This is a genomic window from Spirosoma profusum (genome assembly GCF_014699005.1).
GTDB classification, from domain to species: domain Bacteria; phylum Bacteroidota; class Bacteroidia; order Cytophagales; family Spirosomataceae; genus Spirosoma; species Spirosoma profusum.
Genome location: NZ_JACWZY010000008.1, coordinates 61,100 through 77,941, shown reverse-complemented (window position 1 = coordinate 77,941; position 16,842 = coordinate 61,100). Strand labels below are relative to the sequence as shown.

Below are 16,842 nucleotides of genomic sequence, written 5' to 3'. Positions count from 1 at the left end.
TTTGCGCTCTTTCACTCTTTAGATCACCTCTTTCGCTTTTTCGCCATTTAGTAATGGAATTTTCACCACAAAATTTCCGTCGCTTTCGCCTACCCAGACCGGCTCATCGGTGAGCAGGGCGTAGCGGTTGATAATGTTTTGCAAGCCAACTCCGGTTGAGGCTTCGGTTTGTGGGCGCTGTTGCAGATTGTTTTTGACAACCAGACAATTACCCTCTAGTTGAATCGATACGTGCAATGGCTCTTTTGCCGACATACGGTTGTGTTTAACGGCGTTTTCGACCAGTAGTTGCAAGGTGAGCGGGGCGATACTGTATCGGTTCTGCGCGTCTTTTGGTACGTCAATGGCGATGTCGAATTTGTTTTCAAACCGGATATTCAGCAGGAAACGATACGCCTGGATAAATTCGAGTTCGGTCTTCAGAAGAACCCGCTCGTTGTCTTTCTGCTCCAGAATATAGCGATAAGCTCTCGACAATTGATCGATGAATTTTTCGGACAGTTCAGGATCGGCGTGTACCAGCGACGACAGAATACTCAGACTGTTGAACAGAAAGTGCGGATTAACCTGACTTTTGAGAGCTGCAAACTGAGCTTGTAGGTTCTCTTTTTCCAGTCGTTCAGCCCGTATCTGCACATCTTCCAGCCTTCGATTTGCCCGGCGATTGGCCGCCAGATAAAACGTTGATATCATAGCCATCACCGTTAAGCCATTATTCACTCGCCGACGCTGATCGCGGTTTCTTCGACGATCTTCAGGTGAACGGGGTGGGCTTTGCGGACGGGGTGGGCGAGGTTCCTGATACTGACTGAAACCAAAACGCTGCTCCAATACATCATCCAGGCTGTGCCACAATGAAGAAAAGGCAATGTTGAACGTAACAGCTAACGCGCTGGCTATGACCAACACCGCAATCTGGGCTGGAATCTTGAATTCAATAAAGAAACCGTCGCCAAACCGCGTAACGTAGCGTTGCTGAAGCCACTCTGTTACGTTCAGCCAGAGGTATAAAAACAGAATACTGACAATGATTTCGAGAATCCAGAACGGAATGTTACGTGGCATGAACAACCAGGATATCGATGCGCCATTAACGTACATTCGTATAGGAAAGTAGATGACAAACACACTCAGGGCGAGTTGCCATTTTTGATAGTTGGATAGCCGATATGTCAGCGTAGATTCAGTCATTATACAAAACTATTCAGCGCAGACGTCTGGCAAAAAAGAAACCGGCGGAATGCCGGTTTTGGTTGGGCGAATGCCAGCTTCGCGTTTATGAGCGAACCTCAATGATTTTCTGAGCGGGCTTGTCGTCAATCACAAATTCTTTCACAACGCGCTCCTTCCCGACTGACACGGATAGTTCATACGTACCATAGTCCAGGGCTGTCAGATCAAAATTCTGTCGTAGTCCGTCCTGCAAATCAGCTTGCTCTGAATAAAGTACGTGGCCCTGCGCATCGAGCAATCGAACGGTGGCAATAGCTGACTCACGACCAACGATAAGTTTCAGTTTTTGGTCAGTCGTAATTGAAACGCTTGTTTCAGGAGTTTTGTCGGTAGTTTGGGCAAACGATGCGGTGGCGATGGTCAACCCCAGCATCAAAATGGCTAATTTTTTCATGATTGTATTTGTTTATCGTTTGACGTAGCAAAGTTGGAACGGCGATCTTTTTCTGGAAAATCAGTTTTGCTGAGTGACGATTTTTTGATGATGAGACTGAGATTCAGGACGATAAATGACGGATACGTAGTAACTGCTTAGTTGGGGGTGGTAAAAACATCCCTGCCTCGTACCTTTACCCCAAACCGAACGTAGTATGAATCGCTTTATCTGGGCAGTGTTATTATTAGTTACAGGTTGTGGTCCTTCCTCGAAGAAAACCGACAAACCCGAAGCCGAGGTTATTACCGCTCCCTTTCGATTACCCTATCAACTCGACGTACCGACTGAGACCTACGTACTGCCTAAAAAACTGAAAGAAATATCGGGACTAACGTATTACAAAGACCACAAACTGCTCTGTGTTCAGGACGAAGAAGCCGTTGTTTATGAATTCGATACGGGCAAAGGCAAGGTAACAAATGAGTTTGGTTTTGGCGGTTATGGCGACTTTGAAGGTATCGAATACGTGAACGATGAAGTGTATGTGCTCGAAAGCAATGGCAATTTGTTCCGGTTCAAGCCCGAATCGAAGGAGATTGGACGTACTAAAACCGAGTTGCCCAAGAAAACCGAAGTAGAAGGACTCGGTTATGATCCCAAAACAAAGCGTCTATTGATTGCCGTAAAAAACGGCGGTGGCCCGTCCAGCGATAAAGCTGTGTATTCGTTCGACTTATTAAATCGGGCGGTTTTCAAAGACATGAGCCTGAACGACGAGCAACTGAAAGGAGCGGGGATTGACCCTAAAGATTACAAGCCTTCGGGGATTGCAGTTCATCCCATTACAGGCGATTGGTACGTATTGACGTCGGTAGGTAAACGACTGGTTATTACGAGTCGACGGGCAAAAATTACCTATTCCGCCGTACTGGATTCCAAGTTATTTCGCCAGCCGGAAGGCATTTGTTTCGCGCCAAACGGCGACCTGTTCATTGCCAGCGAAGGCGACGGCAAGAAAGGGTATATACTCAAGTTTAATTATAAAAAGTGAGGCTGATTTTTTGTGTGTTACTCGAAGCTTCGGGCTTTATTCAGTAATTCTTTCACTTTATCCCGACTACGTTTCAGCCGCATTTTAATGGCGCTTTCCGATAAACCGAATTGCTGGCTGAGTTGCTGAATAGAATAATTCTGTTCGTATTTAAGGCGCATAAGTGCCTCATCTTCAGCCGAAAGTTTTCGCATAGCTTTGGCAAGGAGCTTGCTTTGTTCGCTGGCTGCTTCATAATCGTCTGCCCCTGCGTCAGCGTCAAAAGAATCGGGGAGGGGCGAAGTGGGTAACCGCTTCTCAATACGATTTAGGTCCAGGCAATGATTTTGTGTAATGGCGTAGAGCCAGGTAGATGGATGTGAATTATTCTTGAATTGACGACGATTTGCAAACACTTTTAGAAAAATTTCCTGTGTGCAGTCTTGAGCGGTGGCAACGCTTTTCGTCATAGACAGGCATTTTTGATAGACTTTTTTTACGTACTTTCGATAAAGCTCTTCAAAATTACTGGTGTCAAACTGATGGGATGGTGCTGAGTTATATTTTAAAAAATTTGTATTTTTCATAACGTTCAGGTTAGTTTTTTTATAATTAATACAATACGTTGCTAGCAATGTTTTATATTGATAAAGCTTAGGTTAATTGAATAAACTATTGGTACACAGCTGATATATGTTAATGAAAAATTAAATTTGTAAATTTAAAAGATGCGATTTTAGTATTTTATTCACTATAAATGTGTTTTAGACACTTATTATTGGTTTTATTTTGAATATCGATATAATTATACTCTTCAAGTTGATACTTAATTTATTTATTAGACGGTCATTAAAATTGTATTTACATCAATAAAACTTCATGTATTTGGCTAGGGTTTTGCTTCTAAAGCTGTAAAAAACGCAGAGATATACATAGTGAGGTTGAGGGACGTATCACGTTGAGTCATGGTGGTTTTTTAGAGATTCTTTAGATAATAAAAGCTTTCCTTTCCCCAGTTAGTTAAACAGAGAACATTAGGAAAGCAGCCTAATTTAAGAAATGACTTCTCTCGTTTTTTGCGTCGAAACACGTAATGATGAACCGTACCATGAAGTTAGAACAGTATCTTTCTGACTGTCAAATACGTAAAAAGCAGAATTTGGCCCGTTTTTTCGGGTAAATACTCAGCATGCATAACTATATTTGATGCTTGTTTACCAAACAGATTTTGCCGAAGCGACTTAACCGGTTTAATCAGCGTATACGAATAAACGGCTTCGGGTGAATTGAACGTAGCCCCACCAGACTTGATAGAACTTTATGCCAACTGCCGAACGCGAACGTATTTACGAACGAGCCGATAATAAAGGCTGGAAAAAATGGGGACCTTATCTATCCGAACGTGCCTGGGGTACAGTCCGCGAAGATTATAGCCCCTATGGCGATGCCTGGAATTTCGTATCGCACGATATGGCCCGTTCGCGCGCTTACCGCTGGGGTGAAGAAGGTATCGGTGGCATTTCCGATAACAAAGGCCACATCTGCTTTGCACTGGCTTTCTGGAACCACAAAGACACGATTCTGAAGGAGCGTATGTTCGGCCTGACCGGGCCGGAAGGCAATCATGGCGAGGACGTAAAGGAACTATATTATTATCTGGACAGTACGCCGACGCACTCCTATATGAAGATGCTTTACAAGTATCCGCAGCAGGAGTTTCCGTATAATCGGCTTGTGATTGAATCCGCCCGCCGAAGTCGGCAGGAGCCGGAATTTGAATTGCTGGACACGGGCATTTTCGACAAAGACGAGTACTTCGATATTTTTATTGAATACGCCAAAGCCGACCAGAACGACTGGCTGGTGAAAGTAACTGCACACAATCGCTCCGACAAAACGGCTCCGCTGACGTTGCTGCCCACCATCTGGTTTCGGAATACCTGGGCCTGGGGCTACGATCAATACAAAGATCGCCCAATGCTCAATGGGATTGCCAATAATCAGATTGAGGTGAATCACAGGCAGTTAGGTAAATATAAGCTCTACTGCGAAGACGCCGATACGTTGCTGTTCTGCGACAATGACACCAATACCGAACGGCTTTATGGACGCCCGAACGTAACGAAATACCCAAAGGACGGCATCAATAATTACATTATGTCGGGCGGAAAAAAAAGCTACGTTAACCCCAACCAGATTGGTACAAAGGCATCGGCGCAGTACACCAAAAAGGTACCAGCCGGGGAGAGCGTGTCTATACGGCTGCGATTCAGCGCGCAAACGAGCCAGCAACACCCCTTCGACGATTTTGATACCATTTGGAACAAGCGATTAGTGGAGGCCGATGCCTTCTATGCGAACCTCCAGAAAAACGTAACCGACACCGAACTGCTTGCCATTCAGCGTCAGGCGTATGCGGGTATGCTCTGGAGCAAGCAGTTTTACTATTACAACGTTAACGAGTGGCTCAAAGGCGATCCCAAAATGCCGGTGCCGTTTCAGGGACGGGTGTATGCCCGAAACGAAACCTGGCGGCATATGTACACCGCCAATATCCTCTCCATGCCCGACAAGTGGGAGTATCCGTGGTTTGCGGCCTGGGATCTGGCATTCCATACTCTAACCCTTGCCCGGCTCGATGCCCATTTTGCCAAGCGCCAGCTGGCGGTTATTCTGCGGGAGTATTATATGCATCCCAACGGCCAGATTCCGGCTTATGAGTGGAATTTCAGTGACGTAAACCCGCCGGTTCATGCCTGGGCAACGTGGCAGGTCTATGAAATTGATCGGGAGCAAAACGGAACGGGCGACGTGAATTTCTTGGAGCGCGTGTTTCATAAACTATTGCTCAATTTTACCTGGTGGGTAAACCGAAAGGACGTAGCAGGCAATAATATTTTTGGCGGTGGCTTCCTGGGGCTCGATAACATTGGGGTATTTGACCGGAGCCAGCCATTGCCAATGGGCGGACGTATCGAACAGGCCGACGGTACGGGCTGGATGGCCATGTATACGCTCAACATGCTACGTATCGCCTGCGAAATTTCGCTGACGCGACCGACGTATCAGGATATGGCGAGCAAATTTTTCGAGCATTTCCTGCACATCGCGTCAGCCATGAACAACTTGGGTCGGCAGAATATCAGCCTGTGGGACGAAATCGACCAGTTCTACTACGACGTACTGCACATGCCCGATCACAATGCCCGACTGTTGAAGATTCGGTCGATGGTGGGGTTGATTCCCCTGTTTGCCGTTGAGATTCTGGACGAAGAACTGCTCTCAAAGCTCCCCGATTTCAAACGCCGGGTAGAGTGGGTGCTCACCAACCGTCCTGACCTGGCTTCGCTGGTGTCGCGTTGGCACGAACCCGGCAAAGGCGAAACCCATCTGCTGAGTCTGCTACGTGGTCATCGGATGAAAATGATTCTGAAACGGATGTTCGACGAAACCGAATTCCTGTCGGACTACGGCATCCGGGCGCTTTCGAAACACCACGAAAAAACACCGTATCAGTTCGATTTAAATGGTGAAATGTTTCAGGTGCGCTACGTTGCCGCCGAATCGGAGATGAGTATGTTTGGCGGAAACTCCAACTGGCGAGGACCGATCTGGTTCCCGGTTAACTTTCTGCTGATCGACTCATTATTGAAATTTTACCGCTACTACGGCGATGATTTCGAAGTCGAATATCCGACAAATTCGGGTCATATTATGAGCGTAAAAGAGGCTACTGTACAAGTAGCTGAACGGCTCATCAACATTTTCCGGCGCGATTCATCGGGCCATATAGCCGCTTACGGCCCTTACAAAAAAATGCAGGATGACCCTTATTTTCAGGGCCTTTATATGTATTTCGAATACTTCAACGGCGACAATGGGATGGGCTTAGGTACCAGCCACCAAACCGGTTGGACAGGTCTGGTAGCCGATCTGATTGAATACTGGTACAAATATCAGTCAGAAGCCGTAAGTGTGGAGAAGTAATGTGTCTGGGCTAAGCCACTACGGAGGACCGTTCCACCGGGCTGGCGTTCCAGCTTGGCCCGTACGACAAAGTACTATTCAGGTCAAGGGTAAAGCTGGTGCTTTGCCCTTGACAATCCGCTACGTTAACTGAGCAATATTAATTGGCGTGGCCGGCTGTGCCGAGAGTGGTTGAAGACTGAGTTGGTACCAGACTACATCGTGCCAGGCCCCGAATTTATAGCCAATGTGTTTGTAAATGCCAATCTGCTCGAAGCCAAATGATTGGTGAAACGATTCACTTTTCGGATTCGGCAACGTAATACCCGCATAGACATTATAATACTCTTGCCGACGTAGCAAATCAAACAACGTAGTGTAAAGCTGGCGGGCAATGCCCTTACGATGCGCATCAGGATGCACGTAAACCGATGTTTCAACCGACCATTGATAAGCAGTTCTGTCACGGTGTTTGGCGGCATAGGCATACCCCACTACGTTGCCATCTGCTTCGGCAACCAAATAAGGTAACTGCTGCTGAATGGTACGTATCCGACCCGCAAATTCATCCGCACTCGGTACGTCATATTCGAACGTAATGCTTGTCTGCTGAATATAAGGCCCATAGATAGCCAGAATAGCGGGTGCATCATCGGGGGTAGCGAATCGAATAGTCATGGTATGTATTCGTATAGGGCTATCGAACGTAGCATCATTTCTTCGATGCGTTATATTTAGTAACGAGTTGCAGCGTGTGTTCCAGTGCTTTTGCATCGCTCCAGCCTTCATGACCGGGAACCACGACCTGGGCCGTTCTGAACTGTTTTATGACGTTGCGCATCGATTCCGGCCACGCTTTTAAATTGGCGTCGGCAAGATTTCCCATACCAAAAACGGCCACACTTTTGATCAGGCAACCGCCGTACAATATTTTCTGATTCGGTAACCAAACCACAATGTTATCATCAGTGTGCCCTGCTCCCGGAAAATAAGGGCGAATTGGCTCATTACCAATGGTGAACGTAGTATCGTTGGGTAAAATACTTTCGGGCGACGGATAGCCCCGTTTTACCGCATTCTGAGCGGTCAACTTTGTGCTAACAACCCGAACGCCCGCTTTCTGAAGTGCCCGAATTCCACCAACGCGGTCGTCGTGAGCGTGTGTTACGATACAGAGTCTCACAGGCTGATGCAGACTATCAGCTACCCACTTGAGTATCTGCCGCGTATTATCGGTACTCGTGTCGCTGTCCCATCCCGAATCGACCAGTACTATACCTTCGTTCGTTTTGATAATCAATCCGTTGGAAGGAACTGCCGAATTATTGTAAATGCCATACGTAGTGTGTACATAAACGCGGTCGTTCAGGGGCGTTACGAGCAGCTTGGGTACCGATACGGATTGGGCCTGACCGTAACGTAGCAGGAATACCGTTAAAACCGTGAGGAAACTGCGCATGACGTATAATTTGTTAACTATTGACCCAATATGCCTATTTGCAGAAAGCTAGTTCCCTGTTTACCATGATAAACGCGATGGTTAGCTTTCTGGTAGTCAGATTCGTTGGCAGAAAAAATCGGAACGAATTTTTGCGGATTTCGATCAGCCCAGGGGAAACATGAACTTTGCACCTGTACCATCAGCCGATGTCCTTTTTTGAACGTATGCAGTACGTCCTGCAATTCCACAGCAACTTTCGTCGGCTTGTTGGGCGTAAAGGCTTCGGGCTTGCTGATGTTGTTGCGGTAGCGTCCGCGAATAATTTCGCTACGTATCAATTGCTGATAATTGCCGAGCACTACGTCCTTATTCTGCGGATTTTGGGGCGTATCGGTCGGATATACATCAATGACTTTCACAACCCAGTCGGCGTCGGTGCCAGTAGTTGACACGGTTAGTTGAGCCAGAATAGGTCCCGCCAGCGTCAAATTGTCACTGAGTGGTTCGGTCTGAAAGGTTAATACGTCGGGGCGGGCGGAGGCAAAACGCTGGTCTTCAACCATATATTCAGCCGAAAAACCATCGTTGATTTTACTCGAAAAAGGCACTGGATGCGCCGGGTCGGATAAAAATTCGGTGAAGGCGGCTCCGGTTGCTGGCGACGTAAACGCCAGCTTACCGTTTGCCTGCAAATACAATTGTTTGGACTGCGTGCCTTTCGGTGGGTACGTGTCAAACGTCCGCCAGCGGTTCGTACCCGTTTCGAACAACGTAGCTTCGGGTAGGGCCAGTGGCGTAGTTTCGTTGAAAAGGTGATGTTTAAAGAATTTGGCTTCGATATTTTCCTGATAATACGGCGATGTTTTCGACCCAAAATCCTGATCAGCAAGCGTTTGTCCGGAAGGCCCCGCCCAGCCACCATGCACCCAGGGACCAACTACAAACGTATTTTGAATACCCGGATTCTGTTTTTCAATCGCCTTATACGTATTGAACGTACCGAATAAATCCTGCTCGTCGTACCAGCCGCCGACCACCATCACGGCATGTTTGATACCTTTGAGATGCGGCAAAATGTTCCGCTTTTTCCAATGGTCGTCGTAATCAGGATGCTCGAAATTCTCGTGGTAATATTTGTTACGTCCCTTAAAGTACTGGCTTTCGGAGTTGGCCGATGGCCCCATATTCAGGTAAAAATGATACCCATCGGGATCATTCGTTTCGAAAATGGGCGGAGGATTTTGCTTGGTGGGTTGCTTGTGTTCCTGAAAATACGGGTAAAAACTAAAGTTAGCCGCAATCATAAACGCTCCATTATGAAACGCATCATCTCGCCACAAATCGGCCATTGGCGCTTGTGGCGACGATGCTTTTAGAGCTGGATGCCCCGAAACGGAACCCGCCGACGTAAAGAAACCCGGATAGCTGATTCCCCATTGCCCGACATTCCCGTTATGATTTGCTACGTTCTTCAGTAGCCAGTCGATAGTGTCATACGTATCAGACGCTTCATCCACATCAGTCGGATTTTTCTTTACGTCCTTGTGGGGCGTCATTTCGATAAACGTACCCTCCGACGCCCAACGGCCACGAACATCCTGATACACAACGATATAATTGTCGCGTAGCATGAACGGATTCGGGCCAACACGCTTACGGAATATATCGGTTCCGTAGGGAGCACAACTGTACGGAGTGCGTTGCATAATGATCGGATGCTTGCCAGCTTGGTCTTTTGGCGCATAAATCTGCGTGAACAGCTTTTTGCCATCGCGCATAGGCACCATAAATTCCGTTTTCTGATAATTCTCGCGCACAAAAGCTGAATCCTGCGTGGGAGTGAATGGGTATGGATTAGCAGTAGGAGTTGGCTGGGCAACGGCCAGAACGGGAAGTAATAAAACCGCCACTAGCGTTCGGAAACAGTACGTTGGCATGCAGTGTTTTTTTGTGCAAAATAGCCCAAATTGCGTCTTTAATCTCAAATTATTTCGCTAAAATAGAGATAGGCGTATGTCGCAACCAGACAGCAGTAACTGTACTATGACTTTTTCGCTACGTATCGTTTGTAATCTGCTTTATGTTGCTGGCTTCTGCGCTTTGCAAAGTTGTCGTGTTACGTCATCGGTGAGTACACTGGAACCTGATTTTTATTCCATACGGTCAATGAATCAACCTGAACTTCGAAACGAAAAACATTACGTCATTGACTCAGGTGATACGTTGCAACTCCTTGTTAAGCAGATAGATAAACGTCAATACGTAGCGCCGTCAACGTATAAATACTGGACGTTTCGACGTAGCGAAATCGACGTCGATGTGTTTACGCTTCCGTTTAAAATCAGGCCTGCTCAAGGACTTTTACCTGCCCAACTGAATTCAAATTTTAACGCTGCTCTCTACGTAGGCCGGCGTGTCGATTTATACAATTATCGTTGGCAATCGGTTACGCCGACATTTGGGGTTCGTCAGTTGCGGAGTCGCGGATTTGGGTACGGATTTTTTGCCGGTATCGGCTCTACGTCTATGACTGATTTCGTGACCCGTTCACCGATTGGTATTGAGTACGAAGGCGTTGTACTCGACGCGGGTATCGCTACGATTTACGATGCCCGTGTTTTCAACGTAGGGCTGGCTTTTGGAATCGACTACCTGGCCGATGCGAATCGTCAGCACTGGATTTACCAGCAAAAGCCCTGGTTCGGGGTGCTGTTTGGCCTGAATTTGAATTAAGTGGCTGCTTATGAAACGGACAATTTTTTTATACGGGCTCTCGCTGGCCGCTTTAATTGTAGCACTGAAGCTGCTGGAGTTTCGGTTTATGGTACATTCTTTATCCCTTGAAATTTACCTTAGTACGATTGCCGTTTTGTTTACCGCGTTCGGCGTTTGGGCCGGTTTAAAGCTCACCCGGCCGAAAACGGTTCTTGTACCTCAAACTACGTATCAATTCGATACCAAACGCCTGGAAACGCTGGGCATCAGCAAACGCGAATATGAGGTGCTGGAACTGATGGCAAAGGGGCTGTCGAATCAGGAAATTGCCGATACGTTGTTTGTCTCGCTCAATACGATCAAAACACATTCGTCCAATCTGTTTCTCAAACTCGATTCCAAACGCCGGACACAAGCCATCCAGCGAGCTAAGGAAATCGGGTTGCTTCCCTAGTACATTCGGATGATTTTGGGGGTAAATCGCTAAATCATACTTTCGGGTGATGCGCGCAAATGGCTGTTTTACTTGCTTTGACGAAAAAACATCATGAAGAAAATTGTTCTGATTTATGGCACGATTGCCGGTATCATAGTAGGAGGTATGTTCGGCCTGACGATACCGTTTTTGCGAAATGGTACCCTTACGGGTGACAATAGTATGTGGGTGGGATATACCACCATGGTCATTGCCCTATCCCTGATTTTTTTCGGGATAAAATCGTACCGCGACAACCATCTGGGTGGGGCCATTACGTTCGGTTCGGCGTTTAAAGTGGGTATTCTTATTACGTTGATTGCGTCCATAATGTATTGTCTTTCATGGGAATTCTACTACAGTACTGTCTGGCCGAATTTTATGGAGTGGACGGCGCAGAATATGGAAGCGGCCATGCGTAAGAAAGGGTCTACGGAACAGGAAATCGCTACGTCGATGGCCGATTTCCGGCAGGTGGCAGAGTCGTATAAAAACCCGCTGGTTCGATTTGCCTATACGTTTATTGAAATTTTTCCGGTAGGGCTGATCATTACGTTGCTCAGTGCTACGTTGCTACGTCGAAAAGAATTTCTGCCGGTTGGGTGATGGGCGAAAGGAGGATTAACGTAACGTGTGTAATGGCTAAGTCAACGTATTGCTGACGCTTAGGGCTTCGACAGGATCAGCCTGACAGTATACTCTTAAGTTGGTTTGTCAGGCTGATCCTGTCGAAGCCCTAAGCGTCAGCAATGTGCTATAAACGAATTAGTTAAGGGTACATTAATCTATTGTTCCCATTAACGTAGTATTATCAACTGATAAGATTGAGAAGACTGTTACAAAAATAAACACATGAAAAAAGTAACCGGAATAGGCGGCATCTTCTTTAAGTGCGATGACCCCAAGAAAATGAAAGACTGGTACGCTCAACATCTGGGATTACCAATGGAGGCTTATGGTACGCAATTTAAATGGCGCGATGCAGATGACCCAAGTAAAGAAGGGTCAACCGTTTGGGGAGCTTTCGACAAAAACACCAACTATTTTGAGCCATCCAAAAAGGACTTCATGATCAATTACCGTGTCGAGAATATTGAAGAACTGGTGGAGCAGCTAAAAAGCGAAGGCGTAACCATTCTGGATGAAATAGCCGTTTATGACTATGGTAAGTTTGTGCATATCCTTGATCCTGAAGGAAATAACATCGAGCTTTGGGAAGACATTGCGTAGTGACAAGGCATGCCTTGTCACTACGTACACGATTTATTTTCCAATCGTAATTTCTTTTTCCTTATAACCGCCCCGAGTTGAAAGCAATTTGACTTTGGCTTTCAGCGGCCCCGGCTGATTGAGTTTGACGCGGAACGTAGCTTCCTTCTTTTCACCAATGCCAGTGTACCCGGAATAGATAGTTTTATCCGTGATTGTTGGTTGAGTAATGACTACTTTAGCCTGATCGAAACCTTTCAGCAATGCTTTATCAATATCCAACGTAACGCGGTCTTCCTGTACCATCTTGACGCGTTTTGCCTGCTCCAACGCTACGGGTAATTTACCCGAGTTCTTCCACAATACGCTGACTTCGAATTCATTATTGGCCAATGGACGTACTGTTACGTCGGTGAATTCTAACTGGGGAAGTTCTTTAGCCATTGCTAAATTGAACTTCGATTGCTTCGAAATCCAGTTTTCCAACTGCCAGGCCGGACCGTTCTGCGCAAAAAATTTGGGATGAAAACCGCCAATCTCAACGGCACCAAGCTGCGGGTGCGTGAACTTTGTCCAGGATTTGAAACCGCGTTTGCCGTTGGCCTCGTCATCCCACATCAGGCCGTCGTATTCGTCGTAATCACCGTCGCCGTCGTAATCTTTCATGGCACCACCATTCCAGAGTTCATCGCCATACCAAACAGCGCCGTACTGAAAATAGCCAAAATCGGGCCCGTGGCCGAACAAAGGCGTTGGTTTGGTTGGATCACCCGTCAGACGGTCGGTTTTGTTGCGCGTATGATACGTATCGTACACATCGCCCGCCCACGGGTAGCCCGTAAACGATAGACCGAGGCTATCCATGTGTTTGTAAATCGCCAGATCCGGCGGGAACATACTCTCGGCACTCGACGACGTAGAGGGCGGCCGCAAGTGCATCGGTACACGCGTATCCATCGAGTTCACCACCGAAATGTTGGGATGGCCCATTAGCCACGTATACGTAGCACGTGTTTCAGGTTCGCTGAGCGGGTAATCGCTGGCTCCCCCCTGCGAGTAACCCCGGCCTGTAAAATCGCCACCCTGGTCGGGGCGCCAGTTTTCGGGATAGTTTCGGTGATTGTCGAGACCGCCGATGCCGTCTTCGTTGTATTTACTATCGCCGTCATTATCAATACCTTCCGTATAAACCAACCACTGGCCTTGTCCTTCTTTAACCCGTTTCATCAACCGACCCGATTTGTCTTTTGGGTCCAGTACGTAATCCGCTTTTTCGAACTCCTCTTTTGTAACTGCTTTTTTTCGAATCTGATAAATAATGCCGTCGCCGTCGAGATCATCTTCGGTATCTTCATCCAGCAGACCATCACGATCATCATCACGGGGACGCATCGAGCTTCTGTTACGTTGGGCGGTGTATAAATACATTGTCGCACCGTCGGGATTGTTCTGCGGACGTAGGTAAATGGACTTTGTATCGAGCAATTGCGTGATGACCGGGTCTTTCCCGTAATTGTCGAGCAGGTGTTTGGCTAGCCAAAGCACGGCTTCGCTACTGGTCACTTCGCCACTGTGCCGCCCCCCTTCAAAATAGGCTGCGGGTTTGTCGGTGTGTTTGCCCGTTTTCTTATTAGTCAGCGTCATCTGCAAAATCGGGCGCCCTTCATAGCTTTTCGCTACTTCATACAAATCGACCAGATTTGGATATTGCTCAGCCCATTTGCGGCACCAGCTGTGCATGACATCAGGCGTGTGATAGATGTCGAAACTAAGCGTCGGTCCCGGCTGATACTGGACTTCCTTGAACTGGTGTTTTTTGAAATAACTAATGCCGTGTCGGTCGCCTTTTACAGTGTAAAATTTACGGGCGGTATCCTGTTCTGGCCAGATTGCTTCAGGACCGTAATACGATTTTTGGGCGTAAAGTGCAGTTGTGCAGAGAAAACAGATGAGTGCTGTAAAAAGCTGTTTCATGAAGATTGGTTTTAAAGATGAAGGTTGTATTTGACGTATTAAGGCGATAATATATGAGAAAAAAGGCGCTTAGATTCATCCAGGCGCCTTTTTCTTAAAATACGACAATTATGTATTCAGATTTACACGTAACGTTCGGTGATATGAGCCGTCCGCTCCGTTGTTTCGACAAGCAGCGGGTGGCGGGGCTGACTTAAGGCTGTTTCCAGTTCGTCGATGGTTTCCTTAAACAGCAAATTCACCGGAATCTCGTGATATTCTTCCTTATTTTTAATGTACATCAACGACGGACGTACCGTTCCTGAAGCTGCCAGTTCATTGTACTGTTGTTTGGCGGCTGCAAATTCCGCGTCACCCGGCCCGAACGAAACGACACGTTCTGGCAACGGATTCGCTTTACGACTAGCCAACGCTACGTCCAGATTGGCCAGCAGCGTTTTAAGGTGATACGTATCTTTTCCGCTACGTATCCGCTCGCGCAACGATTGGCGAATAAGATACGTCAGCGACTGGCAAAGGTTCAATCCAATCTCGGCCATTTGTTTGAAAATCAGCGACGACGGCGACATACCCGGAATTGTATTGGGGTCATGAAGTAATACGTCCCCATTGGGTGTTAGAAAACCGTCGATACGTGCATAGACGTTGATACCCAATTGCGTAAACACGTTTTCGACCGCCAACTGGATTTTGCGATTGTTTTCCAGGCTGGTTCCGACAGGAATTCGTTTTTTAGTTGTGTTAAGCTTGTATTTCGATTCAAAATCGAAGCTCGTTACGTTGTAAATTTCGGTTGGCGGAAGGGCAATGGCTACCTGATCATCGTCCTGAATAACACCACATGAAAACTCTTGCCCACTGATAAATTCCTCAAACAGCACCTCATCTTCGGCGTTCAGCGAACCAATCGTTACCGTCGGATTCCCCGATTTCATAATTGAATCCAGCCGTTGGACAAAATCTCTGGGGTGTTTAATGATTTCGCCTGATTGTTCGATCACGACGGGAAAGCTGATTCCTGAGTCGAGGCTGACCATTTTCTGCGCCAGTTCCTGCTTCTCATCAACTGATAATTCGGCCCATTCGCTTAATTTACTCCAGCCATCGGGCTGAATACTCATTGTAAAAAAGCATTGCTCAACCGCCCGGCAAAACTGCGTGAGGTCAGATTCGCGCACGATGACTACGCCAATGGAAGAGCCCTGATGCGGGGCTTTTACGACAATCGGCAAGCCAATATGCCCGATTAGCGACTCGAAAAACTGCGCTTTGTCCGATTTCTCATAAGCATCCCGGCTGATGGTCGCTGTTTTTTTCTGCTGGCCGTTTACCAGCGCAATCAGTTCGTTTTGCAGAATTTTGTTGATTCCAATCGATGAACCAACTAATCCGGGACCGGTATAGGGCATCTTGTACCATTCCAGAAGTCCTTGAATAGCACCGTCTTCGCAGTCGGGGCCGTGCATAGCCAGGAATGCCAGATCAAAATAGTTTTTGAAATGCTCCGGCCTGATTTCAGGAAATAGATTTTCCAGAGTATGGCTATCTAATGATTCATCGTAAACCGAGAAGCCAGAATCATCCTGCGGTAGTGCATCGCGCAGGGTAGGATTGTCCAGAAAGTCCGTATCGACGAGTCGGAATCGGCCGCGCCCATCGACAAATATCAGAACAGGTTCGAACAAACCTTTGTCTAGATTGGCTAACGCCGTGCGTCCACCCGCAAACGACACCTCGCGTTCACGCGCCGGTCCGCCGAAAAAAATGCCTATTTTCACAGAATTGAGGAATATTATCAACTGCAAAGAAACAAAAAAGCCGCTTGTCTGAAAACTCGCGGCTTCTTCATTCATTTTTCAATACTGTTGCTCCCGGATGCAGCGGTACTTGAAGTGTTTCGGGAAGCAATGGAATAATTGACAGCAAGAGAAGTTAAAATCAAGTAGAAGTACTTCTTCGGTTTCATTCTCTGACGGTGAGGCTGTTTAAACTTTTAGTTTGTCATTCTGAGGAACGAAGAATCTTAAGGTAACCTGACTCACAAGCGAGGAAACATTAAGATTCTTCGTTCCTCAGAATGACAAAACCACTCATTTGGGAGCTATTTTTAAAGTTTAAACAGGTTCGGTATAAACGTCAGGCCCAACTAGCCGATATTTAAGTTTTTTTAGGTACGTTCTCGTCAAGCAGCAGCCTCATAAACGGAATTGAGGTTGGGCGCTGTCAATAAGCGTTCTGCTATTTTGAGGACAGCTAGAACCTGTTCTTTCGAAACTGTAGGAAAATCGTCCAAAAAATCATCTACCGTAATACCTAATTCCAGATGGTCAAACAAAGACTGGATGGGCACGCGTGTTTCTTTAAAAACAGGCGTGCCTCCCATCACTTTAGGGCTTATCGTGATAACGTCTGGTAGCATGATA

At 46.9% G+C, this 16,842-nt stretch carries 15 protein-coding genes; 6 read left to right on the top strand and 9 right to left on the bottom strand.

What is annotated here, in order from left to right; genetic code table 11:
- Positions 1 to 18 precede the first annotated feature (18 nt).
- Positions 19 to 1,176, bottom strand: coding sequence for a sensor histidine kinase (locus tag IC229_RS11840; protein WP_190887338.1), 1,158 nt, complete (start codon positions 1,174 to 1,176; stop codon positions 19 to 21).
- 100 nt (positions 1,177 to 1,276) lie between these two features.
- Positions 1,277 to 1,627, bottom strand: a complete 351-nt coding sequence (locus tag IC229_RS11835; RefSeq protein ID WP_190887190.1) for a hypothetical protein — start codon at positions 1,625 to 1,627, stop codon at positions 1,277 to 1,279.
- Positions 1,628 to 1,823: 196 nt separating this feature from the next.
- Here IC229_RS11835 and IC229_RS11830 point away from each other — a divergent pair, with 196 nt between their 5' ends.
- On the top strand, positions 1,824 to 2,660 hold the full coding sequence (locus IC229_RS11830; RefSeq protein WP_190887189.1) for an SdiA-regulated domain-containing protein: 837 nt from the start codon (positions 1,824 to 1,826) through the stop codon (positions 2,658 to 2,660).
- Between the two features lie 17 nt (positions 2,661 to 2,677).
- On the opposite strand, the gene IC229_RS11825 is transcribed toward IC229_RS11830, so the two are convergent.
- Positions 2,678 to 3,226: an RNA polymerase sigma factor gene (locus IC229_RS11825; protein ID WP_190887188.1), complete on the bottom strand. Its 549-nt coding sequence runs from the start codon at positions 3,224 to 3,226 to the stop codon at positions 2,678 to 2,680.
- A 733-nt stretch (positions 3,227 to 3,959) separates the two neighbouring features.
- Between IC229_RS11825 and IC229_RS11820 the strand changes: the two genes are divergently transcribed.
- Entirely contained in the window at positions 3,960 to 6,626 is a 2,667-nt protein-coding gene (locus IC229_RS11820; protein WP_190887187.1) for an MGH1-like glycoside hydrolase domain-containing protein, read from the top strand.
- A gap of 120 nt (positions 6,627 to 6,746) precedes the next feature.
- On the opposite strand, the gene IC229_RS11815 is transcribed toward IC229_RS11820, so the two are convergent.
- The 3 genes from IC229_RS11815 to IC229_RS11805 are packed head-to-tail and all read right to left on the bottom strand — an operon-like array spanning position 6,747 to position 9,983.
- A complete protein-coding gene (locus IC229_RS11815; RefSeq protein WP_190887186.1) occupies positions 6,747 to 7,283 on the bottom strand; it encodes an arsinothricin resistance N-acetyltransferase ArsN1 family B in 537 nt (178 codons plus the stop codon).
- 34 nt (positions 7,284 to 7,317) lie between these two features.
- A complete protein-coding gene (bla, locus tag IC229_RS11810; protein ID WP_190887185.1) occupies positions 7,318 to 8,064 on the bottom strand; it encodes a subclass B1 metallo-beta-lactamase in 747 nt (248 codons plus the stop codon).
- 17 nt (positions 8,065 to 8,081) lie between these two features.
- Positions 8,082 to 9,983 carry a CocE/NonD family hydrolase gene (locus IC229_RS11805; protein WP_190887184.1) on the bottom strand — a complete coding sequence of 634 codons (1,902 nt, stop codon included), beginning with the start codon at positions 9,981 to 9,983 and terminating at the stop codon, positions 8,082 to 8,084.
- Between the two features lie 76 nt (positions 9,984 to 10,059).
- Here IC229_RS11805 and IC229_RS11800 point away from each other — a divergent pair, with 76 nt between their 5' ends.
- From IC229_RS11800 to IC229_RS11785, 4 genes are all read left to right on the top strand, one after another.
- Entirely contained in the window at positions 10,060 to 10,779 is a 720-nt protein-coding gene (locus IC229_RS11800) for a hypothetical protein (protein ID WP_190887183.1), read from the top strand.
- Positions 10,780 to 10,789: 10 nt separating this feature from the next.
- Positions 10,790 to 11,215: a helix-turn-helix transcriptional regulator gene (locus IC229_RS35715; protein ID WP_190887182.1), complete on the top strand. Its 426-nt coding sequence runs from the start codon at positions 10,790 to 10,792 to the stop codon at positions 11,213 to 11,215.
- Between the two features lie 93 nt (positions 11,216 to 11,308).
- A complete protein-coding gene (locus IC229_RS11790; protein WP_190887181.1) occupies positions 11,309 to 11,842 on the top strand; it encodes a DUF4199 domain-containing protein in 534 nt (177 codons plus the stop codon).
- A 246-nt stretch (positions 11,843 to 12,088) separates the two neighbouring features.
- Positions 12,089 to 12,466 carry a VOC family protein gene (locus tag IC229_RS11785; RefSeq protein WP_190887180.1) on the top strand — a complete coding sequence of 126 codons (378 nt, stop codon included), beginning with the start codon at positions 12,089 to 12,091 and terminating at the stop codon, positions 12,464 to 12,466.
- Positions 12,467 to 12,499: 33 nt separating this feature from the next.
- Here IC229_RS11785 and IC229_RS11780 read toward each other — a convergent pair whose 3' ends face one another.
- The 3 genes from IC229_RS11780 to IC229_RS11770 all read right to left on the bottom strand — a co-directional run bounded on the left by IC229_RS11780 (position 12,500) and on the right by IC229_RS11770 (position 16,838).
- Positions 12,500 to 14,419, bottom strand: a complete 1,920-nt coding sequence (locus tag IC229_RS11780; protein WP_190887179.1) for a M14 family metallopeptidase — start codon at positions 14,417 to 14,419, stop codon at positions 12,500 to 12,502.
- Between the two features lie 122 nt (positions 14,420 to 14,541).
- Positions 14,542 to 16,197, bottom strand: coding sequence for a D-alanine--D-alanine ligase family protein (locus IC229_RS11775; RefSeq protein WP_190887178.1), 1,656 nt, complete (start codon positions 16,195 to 16,197; stop codon positions 14,542 to 14,544).
- Between the two features lie 404 nt (positions 16,198 to 16,601).
- On the bottom strand, positions 16,602 to 16,838 hold the full coding sequence (locus IC229_RS11770) for a DUF433 domain-containing protein (protein WP_190887177.1): 237 nt from the start codon (positions 16,836 to 16,838) through the stop codon (positions 16,602 to 16,604).
- Positions 16,839 to 16,842: the final 4 nt, after the last annotated feature.

Coding starts and splice junctions, on each gene's coding strand:
- IC229_RS11835 (WP_190887190.1), bottom strand. CDS start 1,627: ATGAAAAAATTAGCCATTTTGATGCTGGGGTTGACCATCGCCACCGCA.
- IC229_RS11830 (WP_190887189.1), top strand. CDS start 1,824: ATGAATCGCTTTATCTGGGCAGTGTTATTATTAGTTACAGGTTGTGGT.
- IC229_RS11825 (WP_190887188.1), bottom strand. CDS start 3,226: ATGAAAAATACAAATTTTTTAAAATATAACTCAGCACCATCCCATCAG.
- IC229_RS11820 (WP_190887187.1), top strand. CDS start 3,960: ATGCCAACTGCCGAACGCGAACGTATTTACGAACGAGCCGATAATAAA.
- IC229_RS11815 (WP_190887186.1), bottom strand. CDS start 7,283: ATGACTATTCGATTCGCTACCCCCGATGATGCACCCGCTATTCTGGCT.
- bla (WP_190887185.1), bottom strand. CDS start 8,064: ATGCGCAGTTTCCTCACGGTTTTAACGGTATTCCTGCTACGTTACGGT.
- IC229_RS11805 (WP_190887184.1), bottom strand. CDS start 9,983: ATGCCAACGTACTGTTTCCGAACGCTAGTGGCGGTTTTATTACTTCCC.
- IC229_RS11800 (WP_190887183.1), top strand. CDS start 10,060: ATGTCGCAACCAGACAGCAGTAACTGTACTATGACTTTTTCGCTACGT.
- IC229_RS35715 (WP_190887182.1), top strand. CDS start 10,790: ATGAAACGGACAATTTTTTTATACGGGCTCTCGCTGGCCGCTTTAATT.
- IC229_RS11790 (WP_190887181.1), top strand. CDS start 11,309: ATGAAGAAAATTGTTCTGATTTATGGCACGATTGCCGGTATCATAGTA.
- IC229_RS11785 (WP_190887180.1), top strand. CDS start 12,089: ATGAAAAAAGTAACCGGAATAGGCGGCATCTTCTTTAAGTGCGATGAC.
- IC229_RS11780 (WP_190887179.1), bottom strand. CDS start 14,419: ATGAAACAGCTTTTTACAGCACTCATCTGTTTTCTCTGCACAACTGCA.
- IC229_RS11770 (WP_190887177.1), bottom strand. CDS start 16,838: ATGCTACCAGACGTTATCACGATAAGCCCTAAAGTGATGGGAGGCACG.